This is a genomic window from Sphingobacterium alkalisoli, from assembly GCF_005049105.1.
Lineage (GTDB): Bacteria > Bacteroidota > Bacteroidia > Sphingobacteriales > Sphingobacteriaceae > Sphingobacterium > Sphingobacterium alkalisoli.
Map to the genome: position 1 here is coordinate 114126 of NZ_SUKA01000010.1, position 26566 is coordinate 140691.

A 26566-nucleotide genomic window follows, 5' to 3' on the forward strand; every position below is an offset into this window, starting at 1 on the left:
CTAACCAATAAACCAATCGGGCAGCCTGATATACTGCCACGCTCCTTTACGACCCAATCTGCAATGAAGATCTGCCAAAACTTCATTGCGGAAAGGAGTGGAGCCTTAGTTTTAAAATACGTTGTGAAATGATATATAAAAACCAGTATAGAAACCTACCAACATCCAATCCAAAAAAAGAAAAACCCCTATATAGCAGCCTCCAAGAAGGTGTCAGGTGGCTTTTGCTACTTGTTTTAATAAGTGCCACCAGCGTCGTGGCCCAGGCAGCTAGTTTTGCTGCGCCTGGAGTCAGCGCGGGCGTACAGCTTACCAAAGCCGTTGATCGCACACACAGCTACAGCAAGCCCGGCGATGTAATCGAGTACACGATTACGATTACCAATACCGGTACAGTACCGCTTTATCAGGTACAGCTTACCGATAGCAAAGCCGATGCCCCCGTTGTAGGCAGCATTGCAACGTTTCCCGTGGGTGATCGCCGTACATTTGTATCGGTGTATACCCTTACCCAGGAAGATGTAGACCGGGGCGTCGTTTACGGACAGGCTACCGCGCAGGCAAGGGATGCTACAGGCACCCCCTTGATCGTCCGATCGACCGATCCCAGCCCGCTCGATCCCACACAGCCCGGTACACCGCCGATCGACCCCGGCTGTCCGGCCTGCACCGTGGTACCCATCGTGCAGCAGCTAAAATTAGATCTGGTCAAGACGACCGATCGCAGCAAGAACTATACGAAAGTAGGCGACAAGATACCCTATACGATTCAGGTCACCAATAGCGGTAATGTCACCCTGCAACAGATCGTGATCTCCGACCCAAAGGCCGATCAACCGGCCGTGGGTACCGTCAGCACATTGGCCGTAGGGGTATCGCGGCAATTTGTCGCCACCCATACCGTTACCCAGGCCGATCTGGACCACGGAGCCGTGTACAACCAGGCCACGGTACAGGGACAAGATCAAAAAGGTACGGCGGTAACAGCCGTATCGCGGGATGGCAATCCACTTGCCCCCACCGATCCCTTGATCGACCCCGCTTGCCCTAATTGTACGGTGATACGCATGCAGCGCACTGGAGGCCTCACCGTTACCCATACCACCGATCGTAGCAATGCCTTTCAGCAGGCTGGCCAGGTGATACCCTATACCATATCGGTCACCAACACCGGCAACATTACCTTATACGATCTTCGCGGATCCGGCTTGCGCAGCAGTGAGGCTTCATTACTTAGCGTGGCTCAGTTGGCTGTTGGCGAGCGCAAAACCTTTTCTGCAAGCTATACCCTCACCCAGGCCGATATCGACCAAGGTGTTACCTACCACCAGACCCTCGTCCGGGGAAAAGACTCCAAAGGCAGTGAGATCATCGGCCGATCGGTCGATGTCGATCCCATTGATCCGGCCAGTCCATACTATGATCCCGCCTGTATCGGCTGTACCGTTGTCGCAAGCCTGCAGCGCCCGGCGCTCCAGCTGCGGTTAACAACCGATCGCAGCAAGGAATACCGCGCCGTAGGCGAGGTGATCCGCTATAGCGTTGTGCTCCGCAACACCGGAAATGTCAGCCTGTATCAGGTCGGTGTCACCGGCCAGCAGACCGACGTGGTCGCTATAGGCGAAACCCCAACACTTGCCGTAGGCCAGGAAGTATCCTTTACCACTAGTCATACCCTTACCCAGACCGATATTGATCGAGGTGCCGTGTATGTTCTGGCACGCGGGTTGGCCAAAGACCTACAGGGCCGGGACCAACAGGCCAGCTCCACTGACGACCCCGCTGCACCGCCAACAGGTGTGCCAATCGATCCCAATTGCGTAAATTGTACCGCAGTACCCATTCTCCAGCAAGCCGCGATGCGGGTCGTCAAGAGTACCGATCGCAGTAAAGTATATACACGGGCGGGTGAAGTGGTGGAATACAATATTACCGTTACCAATACCGGTACCGTTACCCTGTCTGACATCAGCCTGTTGGATGCCAATGCCGATCAGGCACAGGTCGGGAGCATTCCGCAGCTTGGAGTAGGCCAGGTGCGCACCTTCCGTGCCGCCCATACCATTACACAAAGCGATATGGACGCCGGTATCATCTACAACCAAGCCTTGGCTCAAGGCAGAGATGCCAACGGGCATACTGTGCAGGCGAGCTCCAGCGATCCCAATCCGACCGATCCCGATCCCTTTTGCACCGGCTGTACCATTATTACAACCATACAACAGGGTGCCATCGAGTTGTCGCTTACGGCCGATCGCACTACCCTATTTAGCCAGGTAGGCGAGGAGATTACCTATACCCTTAGCCTTACCAATACAGGCAATGTCACACTCTCCGATCTAACGCTTGATCTGGGAGCCGAAGCAAGTGCCGCGAGAACCGCCTTTCCGCAGCTTTCGGTGGGCGCTACGGAGACCATCACCTTTACCCACCGCATTACACAAGAAGATATCGACCGCGGAGCCGTGTATAAACGACTGTCCGCAAGCGCAACGGACACCAAGGGAGGCGTTGTTTCCGCCTATTCCACCGACCCCAATCCGCTGGGGCCCCTTGATCCGAATGTCGACCCCAACTGCCCGGCGTGTACCGTAGTACCCATCCAACAGCGGGCATTGCTCGATATGCATGTCGTGGGCGACCGCAGTAACAGCTACGATGCGATTGGCGAAGAAGTTGATTTTACCCTTACCCTTACCAACACCGGAAACGTGACGCTTACTAGCGTTGCCGTTCAGGATGCGATTGGCCAGCAGACCCTCACCATAAATGTACCCCTGTTGGCTGCCGGCGAGAGCTACACCAGCACCATCAGCCATCAGCTTGTGCAGGCCGATCTCGACCGTGGTGCCGTTTACAAGCAACTTCGTGCCACGGCATTGGATCCCAAAGGTATCGCCTTGCAGGTGCTGTCCAAAGACGGCGACCCGCTCGCGCCGACCGATCCGTTGATCGATCCGAGCTGTTTAAGCTGTACCGTGGTACCCGTACTGCAGATCAGGCAGATGGAAGTGTTCAAGACACCCGACCGGAGCCAGTTCTACAGTAAGGAAGGGGAAAAGATAACCTATACCATTACGGTCAAGAATACGGGCAATGTCAGCCTGCATCAAGTCAATGTACGGGATACCAATGCCGATCAGCCCGCGGTGGGTGCCTTCGCCAACCTGGCTGTTGGCGCTACCGAAAGCCTCAGCGCCGTACACAGCATCACACAGGCCGACGTAAACCGGGGCGTGGTCTATAACATCGCCACGGTAACCGCGCTAGATCCGCAGAACCGGAGTTTACAGGCACGCTCGACCGATCCCGCGCCACTCGACCCGACCGATCCCAACACACCTGCCGCCGACCCCAACTGTCCGTCCTGTACCATTACCCCCATTGGGCGCATGGTGCAGTTGGATGTCCGCAAGACAGCCAACCGCAGTAAAGAATACCGTGCCGTAGGCGATGTGATCGAGTATACGCTCACGGTCACCAATACCGGTAAGGTTACTTTATCTAACCTTATTCTTACTGATCCCAATGCCGATCAGCCAGCAGTAGGTACGGTCACTACGTTAGCCGTCGGGCAAACCCGTACCTTTATGCCTACCCATACCGTTACCCAGGCCGATCTCGATCGTGGCGTGGTGTACAACCAGGCGCATGTTAGCGGCCGGGAGCCCAAGGGCAGCCAGATCACCGCATCCTCTGTAGATGGTGCGCCGCTAGACCCTAGCGATCCCCTTTTCGATCCCGCCTGTCCAGATTGCACCGTGAGCCCCCTGCAACAGCAAGCCCGTATCGAGCTGGTCAAGACGGCAGATCGTACTCAGGTATATAAGCAGGTAGGCGATGTCATTCCCTATACCATCCGCCTTACCAATAGTGGAAATGTCACGCTGTACGATGTCGTTGTAAGCGATGCCGTTACCGGCCAAGAGAAAGGCGAGCGGATTGCCCAGCTGACGGTAGGCCAAACCGAAACACTACACACTACCCATACCGTTACCCAGGCCGATCTCGATCGGGGTGCCGTGTACAAGCAGGCCGTTGCCCGAGGCAATACCCCGCAGCAGCTTCCTGTCGAAGGATTTTCGACCGATGGCGACCCGCTCAGCGCACTGGATCCCCTCATTGATCCGAACTGTCTTACCTGTACCGTATCACCCGTGCAGCAACTGCCAGGTATCACACTCATCAAGTCGGTCGATCGGGCTATCGTATACGATAGCGTGGGGCAACCGATCACCTATACCCTTACCCTTACCAATACCGGCAACGTGACACTGGGCAACCTACAGCTTAGCGATCCCAATGCCGATCAGCAAGGTGTAGCCGATATCCCCTCCCTCGCTGTGGGTACCTCGCTTACCTTTACCGCCGTACATACCCTTACCCAGGCCGATATCGACCGTGGCGTAGTGTATAATCAGGCACTGGTAATAGGCAAGGATTCCAATCAGAAGGAACTGCGTCAATCCTCGCGGGATGGCGATCCCCTTGACGTGTCCCATCCGCTGTACGATCCGGCTTGCCCATACTGTACGGTTACCCCGATTCAGCAGGTCGATCAGCTACAGGTTATTAAGGTGAGCGATCGCAGCAAGACGTATAGCCGGGTAGGAGATGTAATCCCGTACACCATTACCGTTACCAATACCGGCAACAGGGCCGTAGATTATATCCTCGTTACCGATGCCAATGCTGATCAAACGCAGGTAGGCTCCATTGCCCAGTTGGCCGTGGGCCAGAGTCAGTCGTTTACCGCTGCGCATACCGTTACCCAGGCTGATCTTGATCGTGGAGCCGTGTACAACCAAGCCGTGGCGCGCGGTCGGAATCCCGATGCTCAACAGGTCGAAGGGTATTCCAAAGACAGCAGCCCTTTAGACGCTGCCGATCCGCTCTTCGATGCCAGCTGTCCCGATTGCACCGTTACCCCCGTACAACAGCTCGCGCAGCTCACGCTGCTCAAGCGGGCCGATCGGACCCGTATCTATAAGCTCGTGGGCGATGTCATTGAATACCGTATTACCGTGACTAATACGGGCAATGTAAGCTTACGTGATGTTGTGATTACCGACGATAATGCCGATCAGCCAGCGGTCGGTACCGTAGCCAGTCTTTCCGTTGGGCAGACGCGTACCTTTTTTGCCAGCCATACCATCGATCAGGCCGATGTAGACCGTGGCGCGGTGTACAATATTGCCAAAGGGCAGGGTATAGATCCCCGTGGCCTTGTGGTCGAGGCGATTTCGAGCGATGCCGATCCATTGGATCCCACCGATCCCGGTACGCCTGATCCCGACCCCGATTGCCCATCTTGTACGGTTACCCCCATCCAGCAGGATGGCGAAATGCAACTCATCAAAACAGCCGATCTTACCCAAAAATACCGGTACGCCGGCGAGAAGATCAGTTATGAAATCCTGGTGCGCAATACCGGAAATGTCACCTTGCACGACGTCCGTATCACCGACGATAAAGCCGATGTACCCCTTGTCGGGCAGATCGATGCGTTCGAAGTGGGCACCTCGCATACCTTTTATGCCGAGCGTACCATCACCAGCGAAGATATGGCACGGGGATACGTAGCCAATTTAGCCAAGGCCGTTGGTACCGATCCCAAAGGCCAGCCCGTATATGCCGAATCCAGCAGCGGTAATCCCCTTGATCCCGATGGGCCACAAGACCCGGATTGTACCAACTGTACCATTACCCCATTACCCTGGAAAGAAATCTTGGCCATCGACGACGCCTTTGATACCATCAACGGCAACACCGGCGGTACGACTGCGACCGTATTGCGCAATGATCTGCTTGATGGGGTTGCTGTAGCCGCAGCAGATGTCAATGTGCAGTGGATCGACCCGGCACCTTCCGGCTTTACGCTGCATGCCGATGGCACGATCACGGTACCCGAAAGCACACGAATGGGCGAATATACGATCCGGTACAGGATCTGTGAAAAGCAAAATCCCGACAATTGCGCTTCGGCCGTAGCGACGTTGACCGTAGAAGCGGCTATTAGTGCCGAAGACGATTATTTTTCCATCACTACCGAGCGGTTCGGAATCTCCACCCCCAGCGTATTGGACAACGATACCTTCGATGGCGAGCCCATCGATCTCATGCGTGTCACCCTTACACCCGGATCGGCAAGCGATTCACGATTGAGCATGGATGCCGATGGTCGGATTGCTATAGCGGCAGGCACCAAGGCCGGTACCTATACCTACAGTTACCGCATTTGTGAGGTGCTTAACCCGGGTAATTGCGACGATGCCGTCGCCACCATTGAGCTGAGTGCTTCCGAGCTGTTCATCCCCAATATCGTTACGCCCAATGATGATCAGAAAAACGACTATTTCGAAATCGTGGGGCACGAAGCCTACGACCGGATGACCTTGGTCGTGACAAACCGTTGGGGCAACGATGTGTACCGCAGTACTGATTACGACAACCGCTGGGGAGGTGCCGAGCTGAGCAACGGTACCTATTTCTATACCCTCGAGCTTATAAAAGGAACGCAGGTAGACCGGCATACCGGTTGGGTTATTATTAAGAAACATTAGGAGGAAACACGAATGATAAGCTATAGATTAAAAGCGATTTATCTACTTATACTGATTATAATTGCCTGCATACAGCAATTGTTTGCGCAGCAGAATATCCAGTTTACACAGTATATCTTTAATTCCATGAGTGTCAATCCCGCGTATGCAGGCTATAAGGAAGAGTGGTTTGGGCAGATGGCGCTGCGGAGTCAATGGTTGGGTGTCGATGGCGGTATCAAAACGGGCTTGCTCTCGCTGGATGGGGTGATCGACGAGCACGACCGGCGGCATGGTGTAGGTGCGCAGATCACGGTCGATGCCTTGGGTGCACAGGCTGCCAGCAGCCTTTATGCCAATTATGCCCTCCGGTTGCAGCTTGATCGTGCCGATCGGCACCGCCTCAGCTTGGGTATTGCCGGTGGAGTAACCCAGTATAGCCTCGATGGCGATAAGCTCCGCTATTACGACGAGGGCGACGTTGCCATCCCCCAGGGCATGCAATCCTCCTGGCATCCCGATATCCGCTTGGGCGTGCTATATACCACTCAGAGATGGTATGCCGGTATTTCTGTGCAAGATCTCTTTGGCGGCAGCGAAGCCGATGCCGAGCTGCTACAGTTTAATCAGAATACCCTCCAGAGCCTCTACCGGCGGGTACATGCCTATTATATGGCAGGGATCCTATTCCAGTTGGAGCCCGGCCTGAAGCTGCGGCCCAGTATTCTGGTCAAAGATGACTTCGTAGGGCCCACGGCGGTCGATATCAATGCGATGCTGGTTTTTAACGATAAGCTATGGATCGGCGGAGGCTACCGCACACGCGCCAAAATCCTGCGGCGCAACTACCAGGATATGACGGCCGATAAGCTGAGTGGGCTGAATGCCGTGATGGGCATTGCGCAGTTCCATGTGAGTCCCAATCTGCGCATCGGCTATTCCTACGATCATATGCTCGGCAAGATGAGCAGTCTGCAGCAAGGTACACATGAAATTACGCTGGGGCTTACCTTTGGACGCAACCTCGACCGAATCCGTAACCCCCGTTATTTTTAAGAATGAACGTGTTTATGAAGAACCAACTTACCTATTATAAAACGACTGTAACAGCAGGATTGCTTTTTTGCATATCCGGTATTTGTGCGCAGGAACTCCCTAACCGGCAACAGGGGGCAGCGATCTTGTACGAGCAGATGGAATATGCGCGTGCCGCCGAAGTGCTGGAGCCACTGGTGGACCGCAAGCGGCCGCGTACGGAGGATATGGAGTTGCTGGCCAAGAGCCACCTGCAGATCAACCGCTACGACCGGGCACTCAATTGGTATACCCGGGTGGTGCAGCAAGCCGATGTGAGTCCTGTTTCCCTAGAAGAATATGCGACGGTACTGCAGCTCAATGGCCGGTACGACGAAGCCAAAGACCACTATACCCAATTATTACAAAGTAGGACCTCGGATCCGTCTATCGTAAAGGCGATCGAAGGCGTAGACTCCGCTATGGTATGGATGCAGCACCCCACCGGGCATCAGCTCACCAACCTTAAGGCCATTAATAGTGCATCTTCCGATTTTGGATTTCGGCCGCAGGCCGGTGCAGCGATCTATGCCACAGAGGCCGATCACTCCCAGTCTGATGTGGCCGGTATGACCGGTAAGCCCTACCTGCGGCTATTCGAGGTGCAGCAAGATGGCGATCAGGGCTGGCGCGACCCGCAGTTGATGACGGGAAGTTTCAACCGCTTTGATTACCATGTCGGTCCGGTTGCGGTTCGCCCCTCCGATCAGGCCATGTACATAACCCGTACTGCCGGAGGGAGATTGTCGGCCAAGAGCAAGGGCGATGGGGTGAAGTGGAGTACACGCAATCTCGAAATCAAGATTTACAAGAAAGAGGGGCTCGATTGGGTCGCGTCCGATTTTCCGTATAATAAGGTCGATCAATATTCGGTCGGTCATGCTGCTTTTAGTCCCGACGGGAATATTCTGTATTTTTCCTCCGATATGCCCGGCGGAAAAGGGGGAGCCGATATCTGGTATTGTCAAAAGCAAGACGACGGCAGCTGGGGGGTACCCCGTAATGCCGGCGAGCAGATCAATAGCAGTGGCAACGAGCTATTTCCCAGTACCTACGGTACCGATACCCTCTTTTTCTCCAGTGATGGGCATGTCGGGATGGGTGGTCTCGATGTCTTTCGTGTCGTAGGCAGCGGTGTGCAGTTTAGTGCGCCCGTCAACCTCGGATTTCCGCTTAATTCCTCGGCAGATGATTTTGCCTTTGTGCTCGAAGAATTCAACGAGGACGGTAACCAGGGTTACCTCGCTTCTAACCGCATCGGCGGCATGGGATCCGATGATGTATACCATTTCGCGTACAGCAAACCCAAGATCCAGATTACATTGGAAGTCGAAGCGCGGGATAAGAAGACGGGCGAACACTTGTCCGGAGCTGCCGTTACCCTGCTGGATAAGCAGGCACAGACCGTTGCCAAGGCTTTTACCGATCCGCAGGGGCGTATACGGTTTAGTCTCGAGAAGAATACACCTTATGATATCCAGGGCGAGCAGAAGGGTTATCACCTTGATCGGGTCAGCCAGCCTGCCGTGCGGGCTTTGCGGGATACCACGGTGTACCTGCGGTTAGATCTGCAGCCCATATCTACGGTAGGCGAGCGCTTTGTACTTGATGATATTTTTTATGATTTTGATAAGCATCATATCCGGCCCGATGCCGCATTGGTGCTCGATCAGCTGGTGTCCACCCTGCGGAGCAATCCGAGTTTGGCCATCGAATTGTCGAGCCATACCGATAGCAGGGGCAGCGATGCCTATAATATGCGTTTGTCGCAGCGTCGGGCGCAGGCTGCGGTCGACTACCTGGTGCGCAGTGGCATCGCCCGGGAACGTATGGTGGCCAAGGGCTACGGCGAGTCCCGTTTGGTCAATCGCTGTAGCGATGGGTTATCCTGCAATGAAGTGGAGCATCAGGCCAATCGTCGTACGGAGATTGAGGTGCTGCGCTATTAAGTCTTCGCGTTTAAAAAATACCCTATTTGAGGTATTTTTTAAACGCCGTGTGCCTTTTATTTTTGTAGCTATTGCCTTCAAAACGTTGACATATGTCAACGGGTATTTGAGGTTTATGTCATTAATTTTTAACAACATGCCGTATATTCGTGCCGCGTTAACCTTATGAAAAAAATAACCTTTGCGTTTTTAATTCAAGCATTTATCTGCTGCATATGCTGGAGTTGTTCAGACGAGCCGTTAGATAAGGACGCGGATATACAACCGTTAACTGAAGTGCTTTCCACCCGGGTCGATTACGGGAAGGATACCGCTGCGCTCGAGCAGCATGTCGGGGCATTATCCCAGCAGGCAGCAGCAGATGGAAATGATTTGCTACTGTGGGCCTATTACCTTCGGTTGGCAGATGGGTACTCCATTGCCTACGATGGGGTAAACGATCGTAGTGATGCTTATTTTGCAAAGGCAAGGCTACTTGCACGCGATATCGGTAGCCCCGCATTATCGTTGGTCAATAACATTCGCAACGGATACTACCTATTTACCTACCGAAAGATTTCCGAAGCCATTCCTTATTTTCTGCAGGCGTCGGTCCTTTTAGAGGAGGTAGCGTTGGAGGACGTTCCACAGGCGGCACAACACCTGGATTTTGTGGCCCAATTTTTCAGTTACATCGGCGACCACAAGAAGGCGATTGCAAGTCTGGAGCGTGGATTACCATTTGCCGTCCCTTTAAGCCGGCAGCAGATCAATATGTACAATGCCATGGCGGTTTACCTCAAGCGCGACAAGCAAGTCGATCGGGCGGCCGACTATTTTTTAGAAGCTTTAGAAGCGGCGCGCCAGGCAAAGGATACGTTATGGATGGGTATTGTATTGGGCAATTTGGCCGATATAAAATATGAGAACGGTGAAGTCGAGGAAGCGATTGCCGATCTGAAACAGAATATTGCCTACTCCCTGCATTATAAAGACAACCTAGATGCCATGCGCTCGCTGATCCATTTGTCCGAGATTTATATCCAGGAAAACCAGTATGCGCAGGCTAAGGCCACCGTAGAGCAGGCTATTCCGTTCCTGGAAGACAAGCCCTACTTTTTGCTGTATAAGCTAAAGGTTTCCAAGTTGCTAGCCGATCTTGCCCAGCATGCGGGCGATGATGCGACAGCCTTGGCACAGCTCAATCGTACGGTACGGTTGCAGGAGGCACTTGCCCAACGCGAAGATGTGGAGCAGGTGCAGCGCAGCTATTGGCGCTGGAAGGGTGAGCGTGATCAAAATGCGCTAGCTGCTATCGTGGCAGAAGAAAAACAGGGGCGAATTTATCTACAGATCGGTCTCTTCATCCTGTTTTTACTTACGGTTATCGGCGGTTTGTTGGTCGCACGTTATCGCCTGCAGATGAAAACGCAGGCCATTCTCGTCGAGAAGCGGCGGGTGGAGGAGAGCATGGAAAAGCAACAGATGGGCGAGGAGATGGTCGTGCTGCGCACCGCATTAGAAGAATTTACCGATACGCTCAAGATTAATGACCTGCTGATACAGAAATTAAAAGATGAAAACCGAAAAGGCGATCAGGTAGATTCCCGGGAATCGTTGGAAAATCTGCTCGATTCACATCTGATGACCGATGCGCGCTGGCTTAAATTCAAAGCCGTGTTCGATCGGGTATATGATGGTTTCTTGAGTAGGCTCAAAAAAGTTCATCCGCAGCTCACGGAAGGCGACTTGCGGATTATTGCCTTGCAGAAGCTTGAGCTGAGCAATCGGAGCATCAGCGAAATATTAGGTATATCGGTCGATGGGGTGAAGAAGGCCAAGCAACGCTTGAAGAAAAAACTGGATGTAGATATCTATATTAGTGTATCTTTGTAATGTTCATGTATTCAGTTGTTTAGTGCATTGTCCTCCTTTTGTCCCCCCGTTAAATGAGGCTAAATCGATGCATTATGAGCATGTTTGTAGTCGAAACGCTACACGTTGTAGCAAAATGTGAAAAACAAAAATTAGTGAAATCAATGCGTATCGTTATTATCCTAAGCAGTAATATGTACTGACTTAACCTTTCAATTTTCATGATGCCTGTAACAGGAGTAGCCATGAAAATTCGATGAAGATTCTTGGTACCCAGCAAAGCGGGGTATTCTCAGAAAAAAGCTACCATTTATAGATTTTTAGAAAAATATGTATTGTTTTTCCTCTTTTTTTTGGAAAAAAGCGTATTTGTACGGTAGTAATGTTGGTTTATTGCGTGAATTTTTGACAAAATGATTGTTTTCGGTAATTTTTGTTGGTTTATATTATCATATTGTTAATAAAAATTGTGATTTTAATCACTATTTAGGTTTTAAAGTGAAATTTTTAAATAAAAATGAGAGTTTTAATGGTTTTTTTATAAAGAATTTATAATTTGTTTACAAATATTAATTATATTTGTACCATAGTATTGTGAAAGACATTTTTTATCAGGATTATTAGCCGGAATATTAAAGAAAATAAGAAAGGTTGACAAGGTGGCCCTACACCGCCAAAGCTCTCTAACTTTTTTCTCACTTGGTAGAATGTAAAAATTATGCGTTACCGCCCGTTGTGGTTCCGCGATAGAATATTTGTTATATAATATTAAATTTTTGCATTATGCATAAGTACGTTCAATCTCGTATGGCCATTTGTTTAAAAATGCTGCTGATATCCATGGATATCGCATTTTTAAACCTACTGTTCTTTTTTGCCGTAGGTTTGGCCGCCTATTATCCCGTATTAGATCCTCAAGGTGTACTACAATCCAATCAGCAGGCGATCTGGCTCATGTTTAATATGACCGGTGTTGTTGCAGCGATGATGTTCAGAATGTACAGCGATGAGAGTATCGAGCGACTGGAGAATATGTTTCGTACCACCTGGAAAGGCGGTGTGGCCCATATCCTTATTTTTTCGATCTCCATGGAGCTCGATCAACGCATTAAGGGTGTGCTGCTCTTCTTAGTGAGCCTGGCCACGATCATGGTGTTGTATTACATTGTCTCCCGTATGTTTATGACCTATGTGTATACCGTATTTCCAAAGCGGTTCAATTGGTACAAGCAGATCGCAATTATCGGTAATGGCGCGTATCTGGCACCTGTTGCGAGTTATTTCGAGCGTCACCGTCCGTTTTACCATGTCAATACCATTCAATATAAAGACGAAGAGATGCTGGCTACGAAGGAAGAAAACCTAGCCCGCTTCAAAAAATATTTTCAGCAGGTATCTACCGCAGGGATCCACGATGTGTTTATCGTGACCTCGCCCGATATGTACAGCTACAGCCATGAGCTGGTACAGGCGGCCGATCACCAATGTGTACAGCTTAATTTTGTACCGGCCATGACGGCCAATATCAGTTATTCGGGTACGGCGATGCCTTCGGTCAGTATGGAGCTGCCGGTTATCCAGTCGCATGGCGAGCGGATGTCCAATATGGAAAACCGGGTTAAGAAGCGCCTTATCGATATGCTTATCTCCGGTCTGGTCATTGTTTTTCTCCTTAGCTGGATGGTACCCTTGATCGGATTGTTGATCAAGTTGCAGAGTCCGGGGCCGATCTTCTTTAAGCAATTGCGCTCGGGTCGTAACAACAAACCCTTTTACTGCTACAAGTTTCGCAGCATGGTGGTCAACAAAGATTCCAATGCCAAGCAGGCCACCAAAGACGATAAGAGGGTTACACCAATCGGTAAGTTCTTACGCAAGAGCAGCCTCGATGAGTTTCCACAGTTTATCAACGTATTCCTGGGTCAAATGTCGGTTGTCGGGCCGCGTCCACACATGTTGTCGCATACCGAGCACTACAGCCAGCTGATCCAGCACTATATGGTACGCCAATTTGTGAAACCCGGTATCACCGGTTGGGCACAGGTAAATGGCTACCGAGGGGAAACCAAAGATCCGGAGTTGATGGCACGCCGCGTAGAGCACGATATCGACTACATGCAAAACTGGTCTGCAATGCTCGATTTCAAAATTGTCTGCATGACAGCTATTAACATTGCGGGAAGAGAAAAAGACGTTTATTAACTGAACACAAAACTACTTAACTATATGAACAAATTATACATGAACAAACCAATGAAAACAAGCGGCGTAGCAATTAGATTGTTGTTCGTGCTTTTTGCTGTGTTGGGGATTTCCATCGGCAATGCAGCAGCGGCAGATGGAGATCGGGACACTATCCCCGAATCAGATTATGATTACGGTTACCCTTTTCGTGCAGGACTTGGCGTCCACGCGGGTATCAATGGCGTAGGTGCACATTATTATCAACCTTTGGGAACTAAATTTGGTTTTCGTCTCGGAGCGAGTTTTATGCCGTTCCATACCGACATCCAAGGAACCTACAGCGGCCGCGCTACCCGATCTCGGATTGAGGCACAGGCGCACAATGCGTCCCTGACGTTTGGCTGGGCACCCTTTGTGGGGAGTAGAAACTTCTTTCGCAGTTTCAACGTGCAGCTAGGTGGCGCTTATTTCTTTAAATTAGAAGGTGAGCTGGCGACGCGTCTGGCGGATCCTTATCAGTACGGTGACATCGCTGTCGATCCTGAAGATGTGGGTGAGATCTTTACCGATGTAGAATGGAAAAAGACAGTCAATCCCTATGCGGGTATAGGCTGGAGTAATATCGTGCTTGATAGCCGTTTCTCCCTGAGTCTAGACTTCGGCTGTTATTACCTTTCTGAACCAAGCGTATCCATGTCGGCTACCGGGCTATTGGAAGAGAGTGCGCATAACAACAACAGGAATGCCATAGAGCAGAATATCCGTAATTATCGGTATTTGCCACGCATCGAGTTTGGGGTGTCTTACCGCTTACGTTGAGTTTGATCACCTAAGAATTGTCGTTTTTTAACAAAAAAATAGAATAGAATCATGAATATCAAGAAATGGGCCCCCTATATACTAGCTTGCAGCATGGCCATTGCTGTAGGTTCGTGCCAGAATCCGCTGGAGAACTTTGAGCTGATCGTCAGTGACAATGTTATCCGCGATAGAACTACACTGGAGATATTGGATACCGATGGCGAAGCCATCAACGATGCCAATGTCAAATTGCTGTCCGGTGATATTGCCGATATTTACAACAGTGCCGGAAAGAAAGATTTCCGTCTTATAGGCAATACAGTTACATTCGGATTGGATCCGAAGCGTACCCCTACGACAGCAGCACCGGTATCCTTTCAAGTAGAGCTTTCTGCCGAGGGATATTACACGCAGACCGTATCGGTTAATATTACGAATAACAATAACGGGATTTACCAAATCCGTATGGTAAGGCCGACCAGCTTACCCGAAGGTGCAAGCATTATGGTCGAAAGTGCTACGCTGGCCAATGATGGCACGTTGCCTGCGGCGGTATCCGTGAGCATACCAGAAAGCGCTACAGAGCTGACTATTCCTCAAGGCGTACGGTTTTTGGATGCCAGCGGCAATCCTATTACGGGTTCGGTATTATCCATAAATGTATTGGCATACGATCCTACGGAAGACGGTGCGTTGGCGCTGTTCCCCGGTTCCAGCTTACAGGCTACCGGTGTAGTAGGTCAAGGTGGCCAGGCGTCTAATGGGGTTTTTAATCCGGCAGCTACGGCCAATATCACTATGACGGTAGATGGTACTACAGTACATGGATTCAGTACACCGATCGCATTAAAAATCGGAATAGATCCAGATTTTACACCAAGAGCGGGCTCTACGATTAATGTCGGTGCTACATTACCTACTTATAGCTATACCCCTTCAGACGGTTTCTGGAAATACGAAACTGCGGCCACTATCGGCGGGGGCGTGCAACAGGGCTATCATGTAGCGTTTACCACCGATCACTTGACTACCTTTAGCTCTGCCGAATACATCGAGTCTTGTGGTACCATTGCCGAGGTAAGCTTCGATGCAGATTGGATCGAAGATGGGTTTACCTATCCCGTGAAGGTACAGGCCTTCCATTTCGGAAATCTGGTTTCCGAGCGATTATTTTCCATAAGCGAAGACAGTAAGCTTATCTCGTTAGATTATTTACCAGCTAATAACGTACAGATTACCGTCCGTAGTACCGTAGACGACAGTATCATAGCCGAGGGATCTTTGGCTGCCTGTGGCAGTGTGACTAACTTTGCACTCGCTGATCCGGATCCCGATCCAGAGCCTAAGGTAACGTTGCAGTTGTATGTACGCTGCCCCGATAAGACCGAGCCGATAACGTTGTTGCCTAACTTTATGTTGTACTACCGCGTATCAGGCCAGTCTAGCTACGAGTTGCTTGGTGAGGTTAATAACGGATTTTTGCAGACAACGCTGTTAAAATCTGACGGTACACAATATGACTTCAGAGCGATCTATAATGCCCGTATCAAAGACGTGAATAGCAAGACCGTTCAGGAAGATAATACCGCTACGGTAGGAGATAATCCTAGTGCCGGCGAAATCCGAGGTGAGAAAGCAGGGGCAACCAACCTCGCTATCCTGACTGAGGAGTGTAACAAGTTTTATAACAACTAGTAGTAAGTAGTAGATAGGAACCCTATTCCGCGCAGTGTTTAGTAAAGATCTGTAGTTTTTCAGTGCTGCGACGGATATAGGGCTTCCAAATTGAGATAGTTTTTCTCTCGTCATCGCGAGAAAGCAACGCTTCCCGTCATCGCGAGGAGGAACGACGAAGCGATCTTAAGAAGAAGCGATCTTAATATGAATTAACAAAGAAAGCTCCGTCATTGCGAGGAAGCAACCCTTCCCGTCATCGCGAGAAAATAGTTTTTCTCTCGTCATTGCGAGAAGGAACGACGAAGCAATCTAAAGAGTCAACAAGTGTAGGCTTGTTGTTGTAGGGGAATATTCCGGCCGACCGGCTTCGGCCGGATATTTCAATACAACTGCAAATTACCTAAAATTTACAAATACACACATCAGCAACAAAAAAAGCATGCTCTCCATCTTTAACCGAAAACGTCAATATACCGATCTCAGCTGGATGCAGGTGGATATGCATTCCCACATTCTTCCTGGATTAGATGATGGTTGTCGAGAATTACCGGAGAGTTTACTTTTATTGGAGCGGCTCGAGGAAATGGGTTTGTCCCAATTTTATTTTACCCCACATATCTTCCGGGAATTGTATCCCAATAGCCCAGCGAGCATTGCGCCCGCATTCGAACAACTGCGATCCGCAGTAAATCCTATTGCTAAGATAGGCTACGCGGCCGAGTATATGATCGATTCGAGCTTTGACCAATTGCTGGCCGATACCTCCGTAGAATTGCTGACCTTGCCGGGCAAGCATATTCTGATCGAGATGTCGTACATCGAGGAGAGCAAGCAGATCGAGAAGACCGTATTTGAGCTTCAAGTGGCAGGATACAAGCCGATTCTAGCCCATCCCGAGCGCTATGTCTTTTATCATCGTTATCCCGAGCGCATCAAGTACCTGCGCGATATCGGTTGCCTGCTACAGGTCAATCTATTATCGGTATACGGGTATTATGGTGTTTCTGAGAAGCGGATCGCACGGCAGTTGATGGAATATGGCTGGGTTGATCTGGTCGGCACCGATGTGCATCACGAGCGCCACGTCAAAGCCATACAGCATGGCCTCAAGAAGGAAGATATTTCGATTCACTTTAAAAAATGCAACATACAAAATCAAAGCCTATTTGGCACAAACGACAGATCACGAGTCATGAATCACAAATAATAAACAATCCGCCCCTACAGCAATGAACAAGTTTAACATGAAAAAAATTAACACGATAAAACACTATTGGCAGTTGGTATTGCCATTTTGTTTACTACTAGCGTTAATGAACAGTTGCGCAGTAACAAAGAAAACGGTCTATTTTAACGACCTCTCCCCCGATACGTTGGTCGCAAGCCGTATAGCAGCTAAATTTGAGGAACCTCGTATTCAGCCAGATGACATCCTGAGCATACAGGTTACAACAATCGATCCCCAAAGTACTCAGATAGTTAATCAGACTATGGCGATCCAGGCCATTGGTGCGTCCTCATCGTCTAATACAGGAAACCAGATGATTTCAGGTTTCGTTATTGACAAAGAAGGTTTTGTACAACTTAATTTGTTAGGTAAGGTGAAGTTAGGAGGCTTGACGACTTTTGAAGCTCGTAGGGAGATAGAAGTTCAAGCGCTAAAGTATTATAATAATCCGACAGTACAGGTGCGTTTTGCTAACTATAAAATTACTGTGCTAGGGGAGGTCAACCGTCCCGCTACGTATACGGTTCCCAATGAGAAAGTGACGATTTTTGATGCTTTGGGATTGGCTGGCGATTTGACTATCCACGGTCGACGAGAAAATATCCTATTGGTGCGTGAAGAACAAGGTGCAAACGAATTGGTGCGTCTGAATTTGAATGATTCAAAGCTATTACAATCCCCGTATTTTTACCTGAAACAGGGAGATGTTATTTATGTGGAGCCAGGTAGATCAAAAGTAGCACAGACTAATGCGCAGCGAACACAACTCATCGCTATCGCATCATCCCTTATTTCATTATTAGTTACTCTGGCAGTAAGGCTTTAATTTTTTGTTGTATTTATTATGAATAGAAAAAATTCAGACTGGGAAGACGAATTTGAATTCGACGAGCATAGATCCGATAATAAAGAGCTGATTCGCTTTATTGGACGTATTTTAAGTAACTGGTATTGGTTTTTGTTATGTAGTATTGCAGGACTAATTATAGCATTTGGATATTTACGGTACACTGTACCAACATACAAAGTACATGCTAAACTTTTAGTTTCAGACGACAAAAAGGGAGGAGGAATGATGTCCTCTTCTGCTTTGGGCGATTTATCAGGATTGATGGGGACTAAAAATTCGGTTGACAATGAGGTGGAAATATTGCGAACTGGAGATCTAATGCGGGAAATGGTATTGGCTGAGCAGGCGTACATATCTTATTTTAATGTTGGTAAAGTGCATAGAATCCCTATTTTGCGGAGTCCCTTCACCGTCAAATTGCTATCAAGTCCTGATTCAATATTGATGGGCATTAACCTTAAGTTTAACGTGGGGAAGGAACAGACTATTGAGCTTTCTAATGCGGATACATCTTTTGTAGTTCCTGTTAATAAAGCTTTCAGAATTAAAGATGTTGGAACATTAATGTTAACTCCTACGCTAGATTCTTATGATGTCCATGACACATATAGTTTTGGTCTAACGCCGGTACGTAAAGTGATAGGTGATCTCATGGATGCATTGTCTGTAGAGGTAACCAATAAATTGGTTTCTACGATTGATTTGACCTTTGAAAGCCAGTTACCTAAACAAGGTGAACAGTTTTTACGAACTCTGATCCAAAAATATGTAGAACGGAATCTACATGATAAAAATGTAATTGCGGATTCTACTTTATCCTTTATTAATACTAGGCTTCGTAGTATCACTGAGGAACTAGCGAGTGTTGAGGATAGGATATCTGGCTATAAGAAGAGTACGCAGTTATCGGACATTTCTCAACAAAGTCGAATATTGTTAGAAAGCTCAGCAGATTATACAAAGGTTTTAGCAGAGGTGGAGACGCAGTTAGCGATGTTGGATGCAATGTCTACTTATTTAAAGAATAGCGATAACCCGCGTGTTGTCCCTTCTTCGGTGATTCCACAAGACGTTGCTTTTAATGCATTGATTTCACGATACAATGAGTTGGTTTTGCAACGTGAACGTTTGTTAATGGCCAATACAGAGGACAATCCGTTGGTGCAAAACGTCACAGCACAAATTGCAGGATTAAGATCTGATATGATAAACAACGTAGCTACGACCCGTAGGTCTCTCGAACTTAATAAACAAAGTCAAACACAACTTGCAGATCGAATTACGTCACAGATCCAACAGGTTCCGACCATTGAGCGTGGGTATATTGATCTAGCTCGACTGCAGCAAATTAAACAAGCACAGTATATATTCTTGCAGGAGAAATGGGAGGAAACCGCCATTGGCCGAACTGCAAATGTTTCTAACTCAAAGATTATTGATTCACCTAAAACAGACGAACTACCTTTTGCTCCAAAAAAGAAAATGATTTATTTGCTGGCTTTAGGAGTTGCGCTTTTCATACCGTTGATTTTTATGTATATTAAAGGTATTCTCAATGTGCGAGTTCAGAATTTAGATGACGTAAAAGGTGTTACCAAATTGCCTGTTTTAGGTGCAATTTCTCATTCAGAAAATGATGAACAAATTGTCGTTACGAAAACATCTCGTTCTCCAATCGCTGAGCAGTTTCGGGCTATGAGAACAAATTTAGAATTTGCATTAAATGGTGGGAATACAATTTTGTTCACCTCTTCCATGTCGGGAGAAGGTAAGTCGTACGTTGCATTAAATTTGGCTATATCATTGGCTCTTCTAGATAAGAAAGTATTATTAATGGAACTGGATTTAAGGAAGCCCTCTATTACGTCGAAACTTGGTTTAGCCGCAGGAAAGGGTTTTTCTCACTATATTGTTCGTCCTGAGATGAGATTGTCAGAGATTATTATGCCGTCTGGTGCACATGAGAATTTAGATTTAATTCAGGCAGGAGCTATTCCTCCGAATCCCTCTGAATTATTGCTGCATCCACGTATGCAGCAGTTGATGAATGAAGTAAAGAACAATTATGATTTTATTTTAATGGACGCTCCCCCAGTTGGTGTAGTAACTGATGCTCAACTGTTAGCTCGTTACACTAACCTAAGTGTTTACTTAGTGCGGCAAGGCTATACTTTTAAAGAACAACTAAGTATACCGAATGAGCTCGTTGCGAAAAATAAAATAAAGCCTATTCAATTGATCATTAATGATGTACCAGTAGGTAGTGGCTATTATTCAAATTATGGCTATGGTTATGGCTATGGTTATGGCTATGGATACGGCTATGGAATTAATGAAAGGCCAAGAAGTAAATGGTTTTTGAGATTATTTAAATGGAAGAAATGATAGATGCCAATAAGTTGAATTTTTCTAGAGATGTTTACAGTATTATTAAAACTCTATTAATCGCGCTTATTTTTCTTTCTATCAATGTTAAGTTTGGAGAAGTTAATTTTCTTTCTCTTCAATTAATTAATGTTGTAAGTCTACTAGCTTTCGCATTTTGTTTTTTGTTGACTTCGGGTTTTAAACATGTAAAGATTAATAAGCTGCAATTTTTTTTTATTGCTTTTTTGTCCTATGCTTTATTAAATTCGTATTTAAACCCAGGTTCCGACGGATTGAATTTAGCACCTTTCTTTTTACTAGTCCGATTTTTTTCACTAATTATTTTGATGGCTATGCTCGGTAAGCCGAGAACAATTATTCGGTATGTGGTTTTGTCAGTGACGTTTGTTTCGATAGTTGCAGTTGTGGAAATGCTAATTGGAAGTACATTTTTTGCTAGTGATTGGCAGAATGGAGAACGATACAATGAGTTAGGGCTTTTGGTAATTGGTTCGACTATTGCCAGTTCTAATCATTTATCTCTCACACTTATTTTCTCCATTCCCTTAGTTTATTACTTGATGATAAAAGATGATCGTTCTATTTATAAATGGATGTTTGCCTCTATATTGATAAGCATTTTTATAACTTTTTCTAGAACTGGACTTTTTTTGATGGTAGTAACGTTGTTTCTTTTAATAGGACGAAAGTATCTAGGGTACCAGATGCTCATGAAATATTGTTTGCCACTTTTGGTAATAGGTCTGATTGCATACCACGCGGCTCTTTTTATCAATTTGTCAAACTTGGAGAGTTTCGTTTTTGATAGTAATGATGCAGATGATAGTATTAGATATAGGGGTTATGTTTTAATAGTGCTTTTAGAGACATATCTAAGAAATCCAATCGTTGGCCTAGGTAGTATTGGTAGTTTCAAAAGGAGTTCAGTCGACCTTTTTGCTACGCAATCATTCTATAAATCTGAGGTAGATACATCTCCGATGAATACTTATTTGGGGACACTTACAGAACTTGGTCTCGTAGGTCTTGTGTTATTTTTGGTCTTTATTTTTAAGATGTTGATTATTTCATGGAAATATTACAAGCATAAAGGTTCAATTTTTCACTACAATGTTTTGGTTATCCTTTTGGTTTTTTTAGCCAATATTGTGGTTTTAGATGCCTCAACTTTTCCTCTACTAATTATTTTAATTGCAATATTAAGTGTGTTTTATAAAGAATATGAAAAAACGGAAATCAATTAAAAATCTAATTAAACTCTTTATACCCCGGCGTTTTTATTCTCTAGTTTATTGGAGAAAGTTATTGCCATATATAATTTTTGATTCAAAGACTTATATTCGACAATCGAATAGCTTTTATATCAATGATAGTGAAATTAAATTGAAGGCAGATATTATAATGCGCTACCATTCACTGGAAAAAGGAATTTCTATGCCACAACGGAAGATTCCCTTTGGATTTAATGTGTTGAAAACTCTAGTCAATGAATGTAATGAATATGGAGCTAGGTTTGGGTTTGAAGATATGCAAGTCATTCAAGCTGTTAAAATTTTGAATGAATATTATATTGTTCACACTATCAATGGATACGAGTTTGATCTAGAGATGAAAGGGAGATTGTTGAAGTTATTTGATGATTTTAGTGTAAAGGAATCAACCAAACAGCATGAATTGAATAGCTTTCATTATTCCGAAACCGCAAGTTTAGATTTTTTGAAATTCTCAGGAACGAGAATTTCTAATCGAAACTATTCGAACGAAGATGTTCCCTATGATATTATTGATTCGGCCGTACGTTTATCCCTGAATTATCCCTCTGCTTGCAATAGACAACCAGGTAGAGTATATGTTGTTTCAGGCGAGGAAATTAAAAATGTTCTCGCATTCCAAACTGGGAATAGAGGCTTTGGTCAACACACTAATAAGCTAGTAATTGTGACGTGTGATATCTCCGGTTATTCTGATCCTCGTGAACGTAATTTAATGTGGGTAGATGGCGGACTATTCTCTATGAACATCCTTTATTCCCTACATTACTATGGCTTGGCGGCTTGTCCTTTAAATTGGGCAGTAAAACCAAAAACAGAAAGAGATGTTCATAAAATTTGCAATATTCCTAATTCAGAAAGAATAGTATTGATGATTTCTTGTGGTTATCCAAAAGAGAAATTCGTTCAACCAATATCTTTGAGATATGAATTGGGTAAAGTTTTAAAATATGTATAATGTCAAGTAGTTCAATTTCTAAAAACACCTTCTTACTATATTTTAAAACATTATTTAATATTTTAATAGCTTTTTATTCCACTAAGCTGGTGCTTCAAAATTTAGGAGTTGTAGATTACGGTGTTTATAATTTGGTCGCAGGTTTTGTTTCGCTCTTTAGTTTTTTGAAAGCTTCTTTAAGTTCATCTACTCAAAGGTTCATCTCTTATGCATTAGGCAAGGATTCATCTGATGTGAAAAGTTTATTTAGTACCAATGTCTTAATCCATTTAGTTTTCTCTATCATAGTAGTACTACTTTTGTTAACTGTAGGGTCTTTTGGTATGGGGAAACTTTCGATACCTTCGGATAAAGAAACTATAGCTCAAAACGTTTTTTTTATTGTTTTGTTAGATGCGTTTATTACAATTAATGCTATACCATATGAGGGTTTATTAACTGCGAAAGAGAATTTTGTTCTGATTACTATTTTAGGTGTTGTGGAATCACTTCTGAAACTAATGGCTGCTATTATGCTAGGTTTTTTGGAATCTGACCGCCTTCTTTTCTATTCCATTTTTTTAGTATTGACGTCCTTGATAATTAGGTCTGTCTCCACATTATATTGCAAAAGAAACTATTTGGAAAGTAAAGTTTCATTTACTGATTTTGGATTGGCTTATGCAAGGGAAATGGTTTCTTTTGTTGGTTGGAATACATTTGGAGCTGTATGTTCTATTTTTAGAAACCAAGGTCTGGCCGTCGTCCTTAATTTATTTTTCGGTGTTTTGGTTAATGCTTCATATGCCATTGCAAACCAAATAAATTCTCAGCTTTCGTTCTTCTCGCAGTCTATTATTATGTCGGTAAGGCCCAGATTAGTTAAAGCTGAAGGATCAGGAGACCGTGAAACGATGGTTCAGTTGTCTTTTATAGCTAGTAAGTTCTCGTTTTATTTGTTGACTTTTTTTTCGATTCCTTTAATTGTTAAGATGCCAATTATCTTGAAATATTGGTTGAATATTAATAGTTCTGAAACCATAAACTTCTGTAGATTGATAATCATATTAAATTTAATTATCCAATTGACTGTTGGTATTAGTATGTCCATGCAGGCCGTAGGAAAAATAAAATTCTACCAGATAGTGGTTGGATCAACAATTATGTTGTCGGTTCCTTTTGGTTATCTGGTATTTATGCTAAATTTCCCGCCTAGCGCAATATTGATTGTTGCCATTTGCGTTGAAATATTAGCATCTGGTTTACGACTTTTTTTTGCAAAAAGAACATATAATCTTGATGTATTCAAGTATATAAAAGATGTTATTGTTCCTCCAGTTATTGTTTTTTTTATATCTTATTTTTTCGTCAATTATATAGATTTTTTGCTTACTGATTTTAATGAAATTTTGCAGCTATTGATCACGACATGTGTTTCAACAATGATGATATGTCTAAGTATATCCTTTTTTGGATTAAATACTAGAGAGAGAGTACTAATTAAAGATTTATTTAAGAAGGTTTTATTAAAACTAACATGGAAATAGGCATTTTAACATTTCACAGAGCTCATAATTATGGAGCCGTATTACAGTTATTTGGACTTTATAAATATTTGGAATCGAAGGGTCATAGTGTATCTGTTTTAGATTATTGGCCAACGTATAGAGAAGGACAGTATTCCTTAGTATCAACTAAAATTTATAAAGATCCTGCTAAAGACATTAAAAGTAAAACTGCTTATATTGTAAAGGACGGGGTCACTTTTTTTGAAAAGTTTATAAAATGGAAGAAATTTCAAAATTTTATTAAAGACTTTCAACATATAAACTTCGATCAAGTATCGTCAGATACTTTGAAGTTAGACGTTATTTTTTTTGGAAGTGATCAAATTTGGCGTCACAATAATTTCGGTTTTGACTCCAAATATTTTGGAGCGTTTGATACAAGTGCTATTAAGGTGAGTTACGCTGCAAGTATGGGAATAGAGAATGTGAGTGAGGAAGCTAATAGTGAATTGAGAAATCTTGTAAGAAATATAGATAGTATTTCTGTTAGAGAAAGTACCTTGGAAAAAAAGCTAAAAGATCTTGGGGTGTCAGATGTACTTCAGGTTTTAGATCCTGTTTTCTTACTCCACAGGCGTCAATGGATTGAGTTTTTTCCTGAAATCGAGAGAAGAAATAAGAGAAAGTATTTATTATTTTACAATTTATTAAATGACTTGCAATCTAAAAAGCGGGCTATTCAACTATGTAAAGAAAATTCATGGCGTTTTGTAGAAATTCATGGCGATGTAAAGCCATTCAGATGGATAATGGGGGTGAAGACAACTACAGGTCCAGTAGATTTTCTTAAACTCGTAAATAATGCGGAGTTTGTTGTAACATCATCTTTTCACGGTGTTGCTTTTTCTATATTATTCAATAAACAATTTTTAGCATGTGGTTTTGGTGCAAATTCTTCTAGAGTTAAGAGTCTTTTAAATTTGCTAATGATTAACGATAGGCATTTGGATGAGAATTCAGATTTCAAAGATGTTGAGATAGAGTATAGTTTAGTTAACAATCGAATCGATGAGCTTGTGTTCAAATCAAAAAATTTTATAGATGGTTCAATCCTTTTTGGAAACTAGTGAAGATATGAATGTTTTATATGTTTCTCTTGCTAAGGGCGGTTCTTCAAAGTCGTTGCGCGTTCTGTTATCAGAGTTAATTAAATATGATAATTTTACTCCCTATGTTGTTTTTAACACACGATCTGCTGCACCGTCATTTGAGTCCTTTCTGAAGAGTAATGAAATTCAATATTCATGTATAGATTTTGAATTTGATATTTATCCAAAAGTAGCGGGAATTAAAGACTTAATGTTTTATTTACCAAGATTTTTTACTAACATCTATAAAAATAGAATAGCAATTAGACAAATAGTAAAGCTTAGAAATATTTTTAAATTCGATCTTATCCATAGCAATACAAGTTGTTTTCAAGTTGGTTTCTTTTCAGCTAAATCTTGTGAAATACCGCATTTGTGGCATTTTCGGGAATATCAGGATTTAGATTTTTCCATGACACCGATCTGGTCTTTCCCTTATTTAATTAGAAAAAGCAAATCTATTCGAAATTTTAATATTGCGATAACTAAAGGAGTGTTTAAACATTTTGATATGCAGAGTTCTAATTCCGTCGTTATCTATAACGGAATTGAAGGCGCAGATAAATTGGACAAGCCTGATATTGTAAGAAAAGAGCGGTTTTTCCTATTTGCAGGTAATGTAACTGAAAACAAGGGAATCTTAGAGGTTTTACGAGCATTCGCAATATTTAGTAGAGTACATAAAGATTTCACCTTACGGATAGCGGGGAGTTGTAATCCTACTTTTCAAGATACTCTTATGGATGAAATTGTCTTGTTAGGTATTGTAGATCGAGTAATTTTTTTGGGTCAAATTAATGATGTTTATTCTCAAATGAAAAAGTCAACCGCTTTAATCGTTGCTTCGAGGTTTGAAGCATTTGGTTTAATAACTGCGGAAGCTATGCTAAATCATTGTCTAGTAATAGGAAAAGATATAGGAGGCACAAAGGAGCAATTAGATAATGGTGTTAGTAAGTTGGGATATGAAATAGGTTTGAGGTATAAAACTGTTGAAGATTTAGCGCTTCAACTTTGCCAAGTTAGTGAAAATGGAAGTAACCATTACAGTGAAATGATAGATCGTGCATTTTATGTAGTAAAAGAGCTCTACCACCCGAAGAGATATGCAGATCAAGTGGTAAGTTTATATAGGAGAATTTTAAAAAAATAGTT

Annotated in this window: 15 protein-coding genes; all 15 read left to right on the plus strand. The window is 44.9% G+C overall.

Annotated elements, in window-relative coordinates; genetic code table 11:
- Positions 1-128: 128 nt before the first annotated feature.
- The 15 genes from FAZ19_RS22290 to FAZ19_RS22360 all read left to right on the plus strand — a co-directional run bounded on the left by FAZ19_RS22290 (position 129) and on the right by FAZ19_RS22360 (position 26564).
- Positions 129-6563 (plus strand): DUF7507 domain-containing protein, encoded by a 6435-nt coding sequence (locus FAZ19_RS22290; RefSeq protein ID WP_136822986.1) that lies wholly within the window; start codon positions 129-131, stop codon positions 6561-6563.
- Positions 6564-6575: 12 nt separating this feature from the next.
- Positions 6576-7598 carry a PorP/SprF family type IX secretion system membrane protein gene (locus FAZ19_RS22295; protein WP_136822987.1) on the plus strand — a complete coding sequence of 341 codons (1023 nt, stop codon included), beginning with the start codon at positions 6576-6578 and terminating at the stop codon, positions 7596-7598.
- Between the two features lie 14 nt (positions 7599-7612).
- Positions 7613-9565, plus strand: coding sequence for an OmpA family protein (locus FAZ19_RS22300; protein WP_169305750.1), 1953 nt, complete (start codon positions 7613-7615; stop codon positions 9563-9565).
- A 165-nt stretch (positions 9566-9730) separates the two neighbouring features.
- Complete coding sequence (locus FAZ19_RS22305) at positions 9731-11440, plus strand: tetratricopeptide repeat protein (protein WP_136822989.1); 1710 nt, start codon at positions 9731-9733, stop codon at positions 11438-11440.
- A 762-nt stretch (positions 11441-12202) separates the two neighbouring features.
- Positions 12203-13621 (plus strand): exopolysaccharide biosynthesis polyprenyl glycosylphosphotransferase, encoded by a 1419-nt coding sequence (locus tag FAZ19_RS22310; RefSeq protein ID WP_136822990.1) that lies wholly within the window; start codon positions 12203-12205, stop codon positions 13619-13621.
- Positions 13622-13645: 24 nt separating this feature from the next.
- Positions 13646-14422 (plus strand): hypothetical protein, encoded by a 777-nt coding sequence (locus FAZ19_RS22315; protein WP_136822991.1) that lies wholly within the window; start codon positions 13646-13648, stop codon positions 14420-14422.
- Positions 14423-14473: 51 nt separating this feature from the next.
- On the plus strand, positions 14474-16099 hold the full coding sequence (locus FAZ19_RS22320; RefSeq protein ID WP_136822992.1) for a hypothetical protein: 1626 nt from the start codon (positions 14474-14476) through the stop codon (positions 16097-16099).
- Positions 16100-16520: 421 nt separating this feature from the next.
- The gene (locus tag FAZ19_RS22325; protein ID WP_136822993.1) at positions 16521-17288 is read left to right on the plus strand and encodes a tyrosine-protein phosphatase; all 768 of its coding nucleotides are present in this window, start codon (positions 16521-16523) and stop codon (positions 17286-17288) included.
- Positions 17289-17325: 37 nt separating this feature from the next.
- Positions 17326-18135: a polysaccharide biosynthesis/export family protein gene (locus FAZ19_RS22330; protein WP_136822994.1), complete on the plus strand. Its 810-nt coding sequence runs from the start codon at positions 17326-17328 to the stop codon at positions 18133-18135.
- 18 nt (positions 18136-18153) lie between these two features.
- A complete protein-coding gene (locus FAZ19_RS22335; protein WP_136822995.1) occupies positions 18154-20544 on the plus strand; it encodes a GumC family protein in 2391 nt (796 codons plus the stop codon).
- The gene (locus FAZ19_RS22340; RefSeq protein ID WP_136822996.1) at positions 20532-21791 is read left to right on the plus strand and encodes an O-antigen ligase family protein; all 1260 of its coding nucleotides are present in this window, start codon (positions 20532-20534) and stop codon (positions 21789-21791) included. Before FAZ19_RS22335 ends, FAZ19_RS22340 begins: the two co-directional genes overlap by 13 nt.
- Positions 21769-22776 (plus strand): nitroreductase family protein, encoded by a 1008-nt coding sequence (locus tag FAZ19_RS22345; RefSeq protein WP_136822997.1) that lies wholly within the window; start codon positions 21769-21771, stop codon positions 22774-22776. Before FAZ19_RS22340 ends, FAZ19_RS22345 begins: the two co-directional genes overlap by 23 nt.
- Positions 22776-24302 carry an MATE family efflux transporter gene (locus tag FAZ19_RS22350; RefSeq protein WP_136822998.1) on the plus strand — a complete coding sequence of 509 codons (1527 nt, stop codon included), beginning with the start codon at positions 22776-22778 and terminating at the stop codon, positions 24300-24302. Before FAZ19_RS22345 ends, FAZ19_RS22350 begins: the two co-directional genes overlap by 1 nt.
- A complete protein-coding gene (locus tag FAZ19_RS22355) occupies positions 24293-25390 on the plus strand; it encodes a polysaccharide pyruvyl transferase family protein (protein WP_136822999.1) in 1098 nt (365 codons plus the stop codon). The genes FAZ19_RS22350 and FAZ19_RS22355 overlap by 10 nt, the downstream gene beginning before the upstream one ends.
- Positions 25365-26564, plus strand: coding sequence for a glycosyltransferase family 4 protein (locus FAZ19_RS22360; protein WP_136823000.1), 1200 nt, complete (start codon positions 25365-25367; stop codon positions 26562-26564). Before FAZ19_RS22355 ends, FAZ19_RS22360 begins: the two co-directional genes overlap by 26 nt.
- Positions 26565-26566: the final 2 nt, after the last annotated feature.

What these genes read in the sequence shown, in the direction of transcription:
- FAZ19_RS22345 (WP_136822997.1), top strand. Translation starts at nt 21,769, where the DNA reads ATGAAAAAACGGAAATCAATTAAAAATCTAATTAAACTCTTTATACCC.
- FAZ19_RS22360 (WP_136823000.1), top strand. Translation starts at nt 25,365, where the DNA reads ATGGTTCAATCCTTTTTGGAAACTAGTGAAGATATGAATGTTTTATAT.
- FAZ19_RS22350 (WP_136822998.1), top strand. Translation starts at nt 22,776, where the DNA reads ATGTCAAGTAGTTCAATTTCTAAAAACACCTTCTTACTATATTTTAAA.
- FAZ19_RS22315 (WP_136822991.1), top strand. Translation starts at nt 13,646, where the DNA reads ATGAACAAATTATACATGAACAAACCAATGAAAACAAGCGGCGTAGCA.
- FAZ19_RS22305 (WP_136822989.1), top strand. Translation starts at nt 9,731, where the DNA reads ATGAAAAAAATAACCTTTGCGTTTTTAATTCAAGCATTTATCTGCTGC.
- FAZ19_RS22325 (WP_136822993.1), top strand. Translation starts at nt 16,521, where the DNA reads ATGCTCTCCATCTTTAACCGAAAACGTCAATATACCGATCTCAGCTGG.
- FAZ19_RS22320 (WP_136822992.1), top strand. Translation starts at nt 14,474, where the DNA reads ATGAATATCAAGAAATGGGCCCCCTATATACTAGCTTGCAGCATGGCC.
- FAZ19_RS22340 (WP_136822996.1), top strand. Translation starts at nt 20,532, where the DNA reads ATGGAAGAAATGATAGATGCCAATAAGTTGAATTTTTCTAGAGATGTT.
- FAZ19_RS22310 (WP_136822990.1), top strand. Translation starts at nt 12,203, where the DNA reads ATGCATAAGTACGTTCAATCTCGTATGGCCATTTGTTTAAAAATGCTG.
- FAZ19_RS22335 (WP_136822995.1), top strand. Translation starts at nt 18,154, where the DNA reads ATGAATAGAAAAAATTCAGACTGGGAAGACGAATTTGAATTCGACGAG.
- FAZ19_RS22330 (WP_136822994.1), top strand. Translation starts at nt 17,326, where the DNA reads ATGAAAAAAATTAACACGATAAAACACTATTGGCAGTTGGTATTGCCA.
- FAZ19_RS22300 (WP_169305750.1), top strand. Translation starts at nt 7,613, where the DNA reads ATGAAGAACCAACTTACCTATTATAAAACGACTGTAACAGCAGGATTG.
- FAZ19_RS22295 (WP_136822987.1), top strand. Translation starts at nt 6,576, where the DNA reads ATGATAAGCTATAGATTAAAAGCGATTTATCTACTTATACTGATTATA.
- FAZ19_RS22355 (WP_136822999.1), top strand. Translation starts at nt 24,293, where the DNA reads ATGGAAATAGGCATTTTAACATTTCACAGAGCTCATAATTATGGAGCC.
- FAZ19_RS22290 (WP_136822986.1), top strand. Translation starts at nt 129, where the DNA reads ATGATATATAAAAACCAGTATAGAAACCTACCAACATCCAATCCAAAA.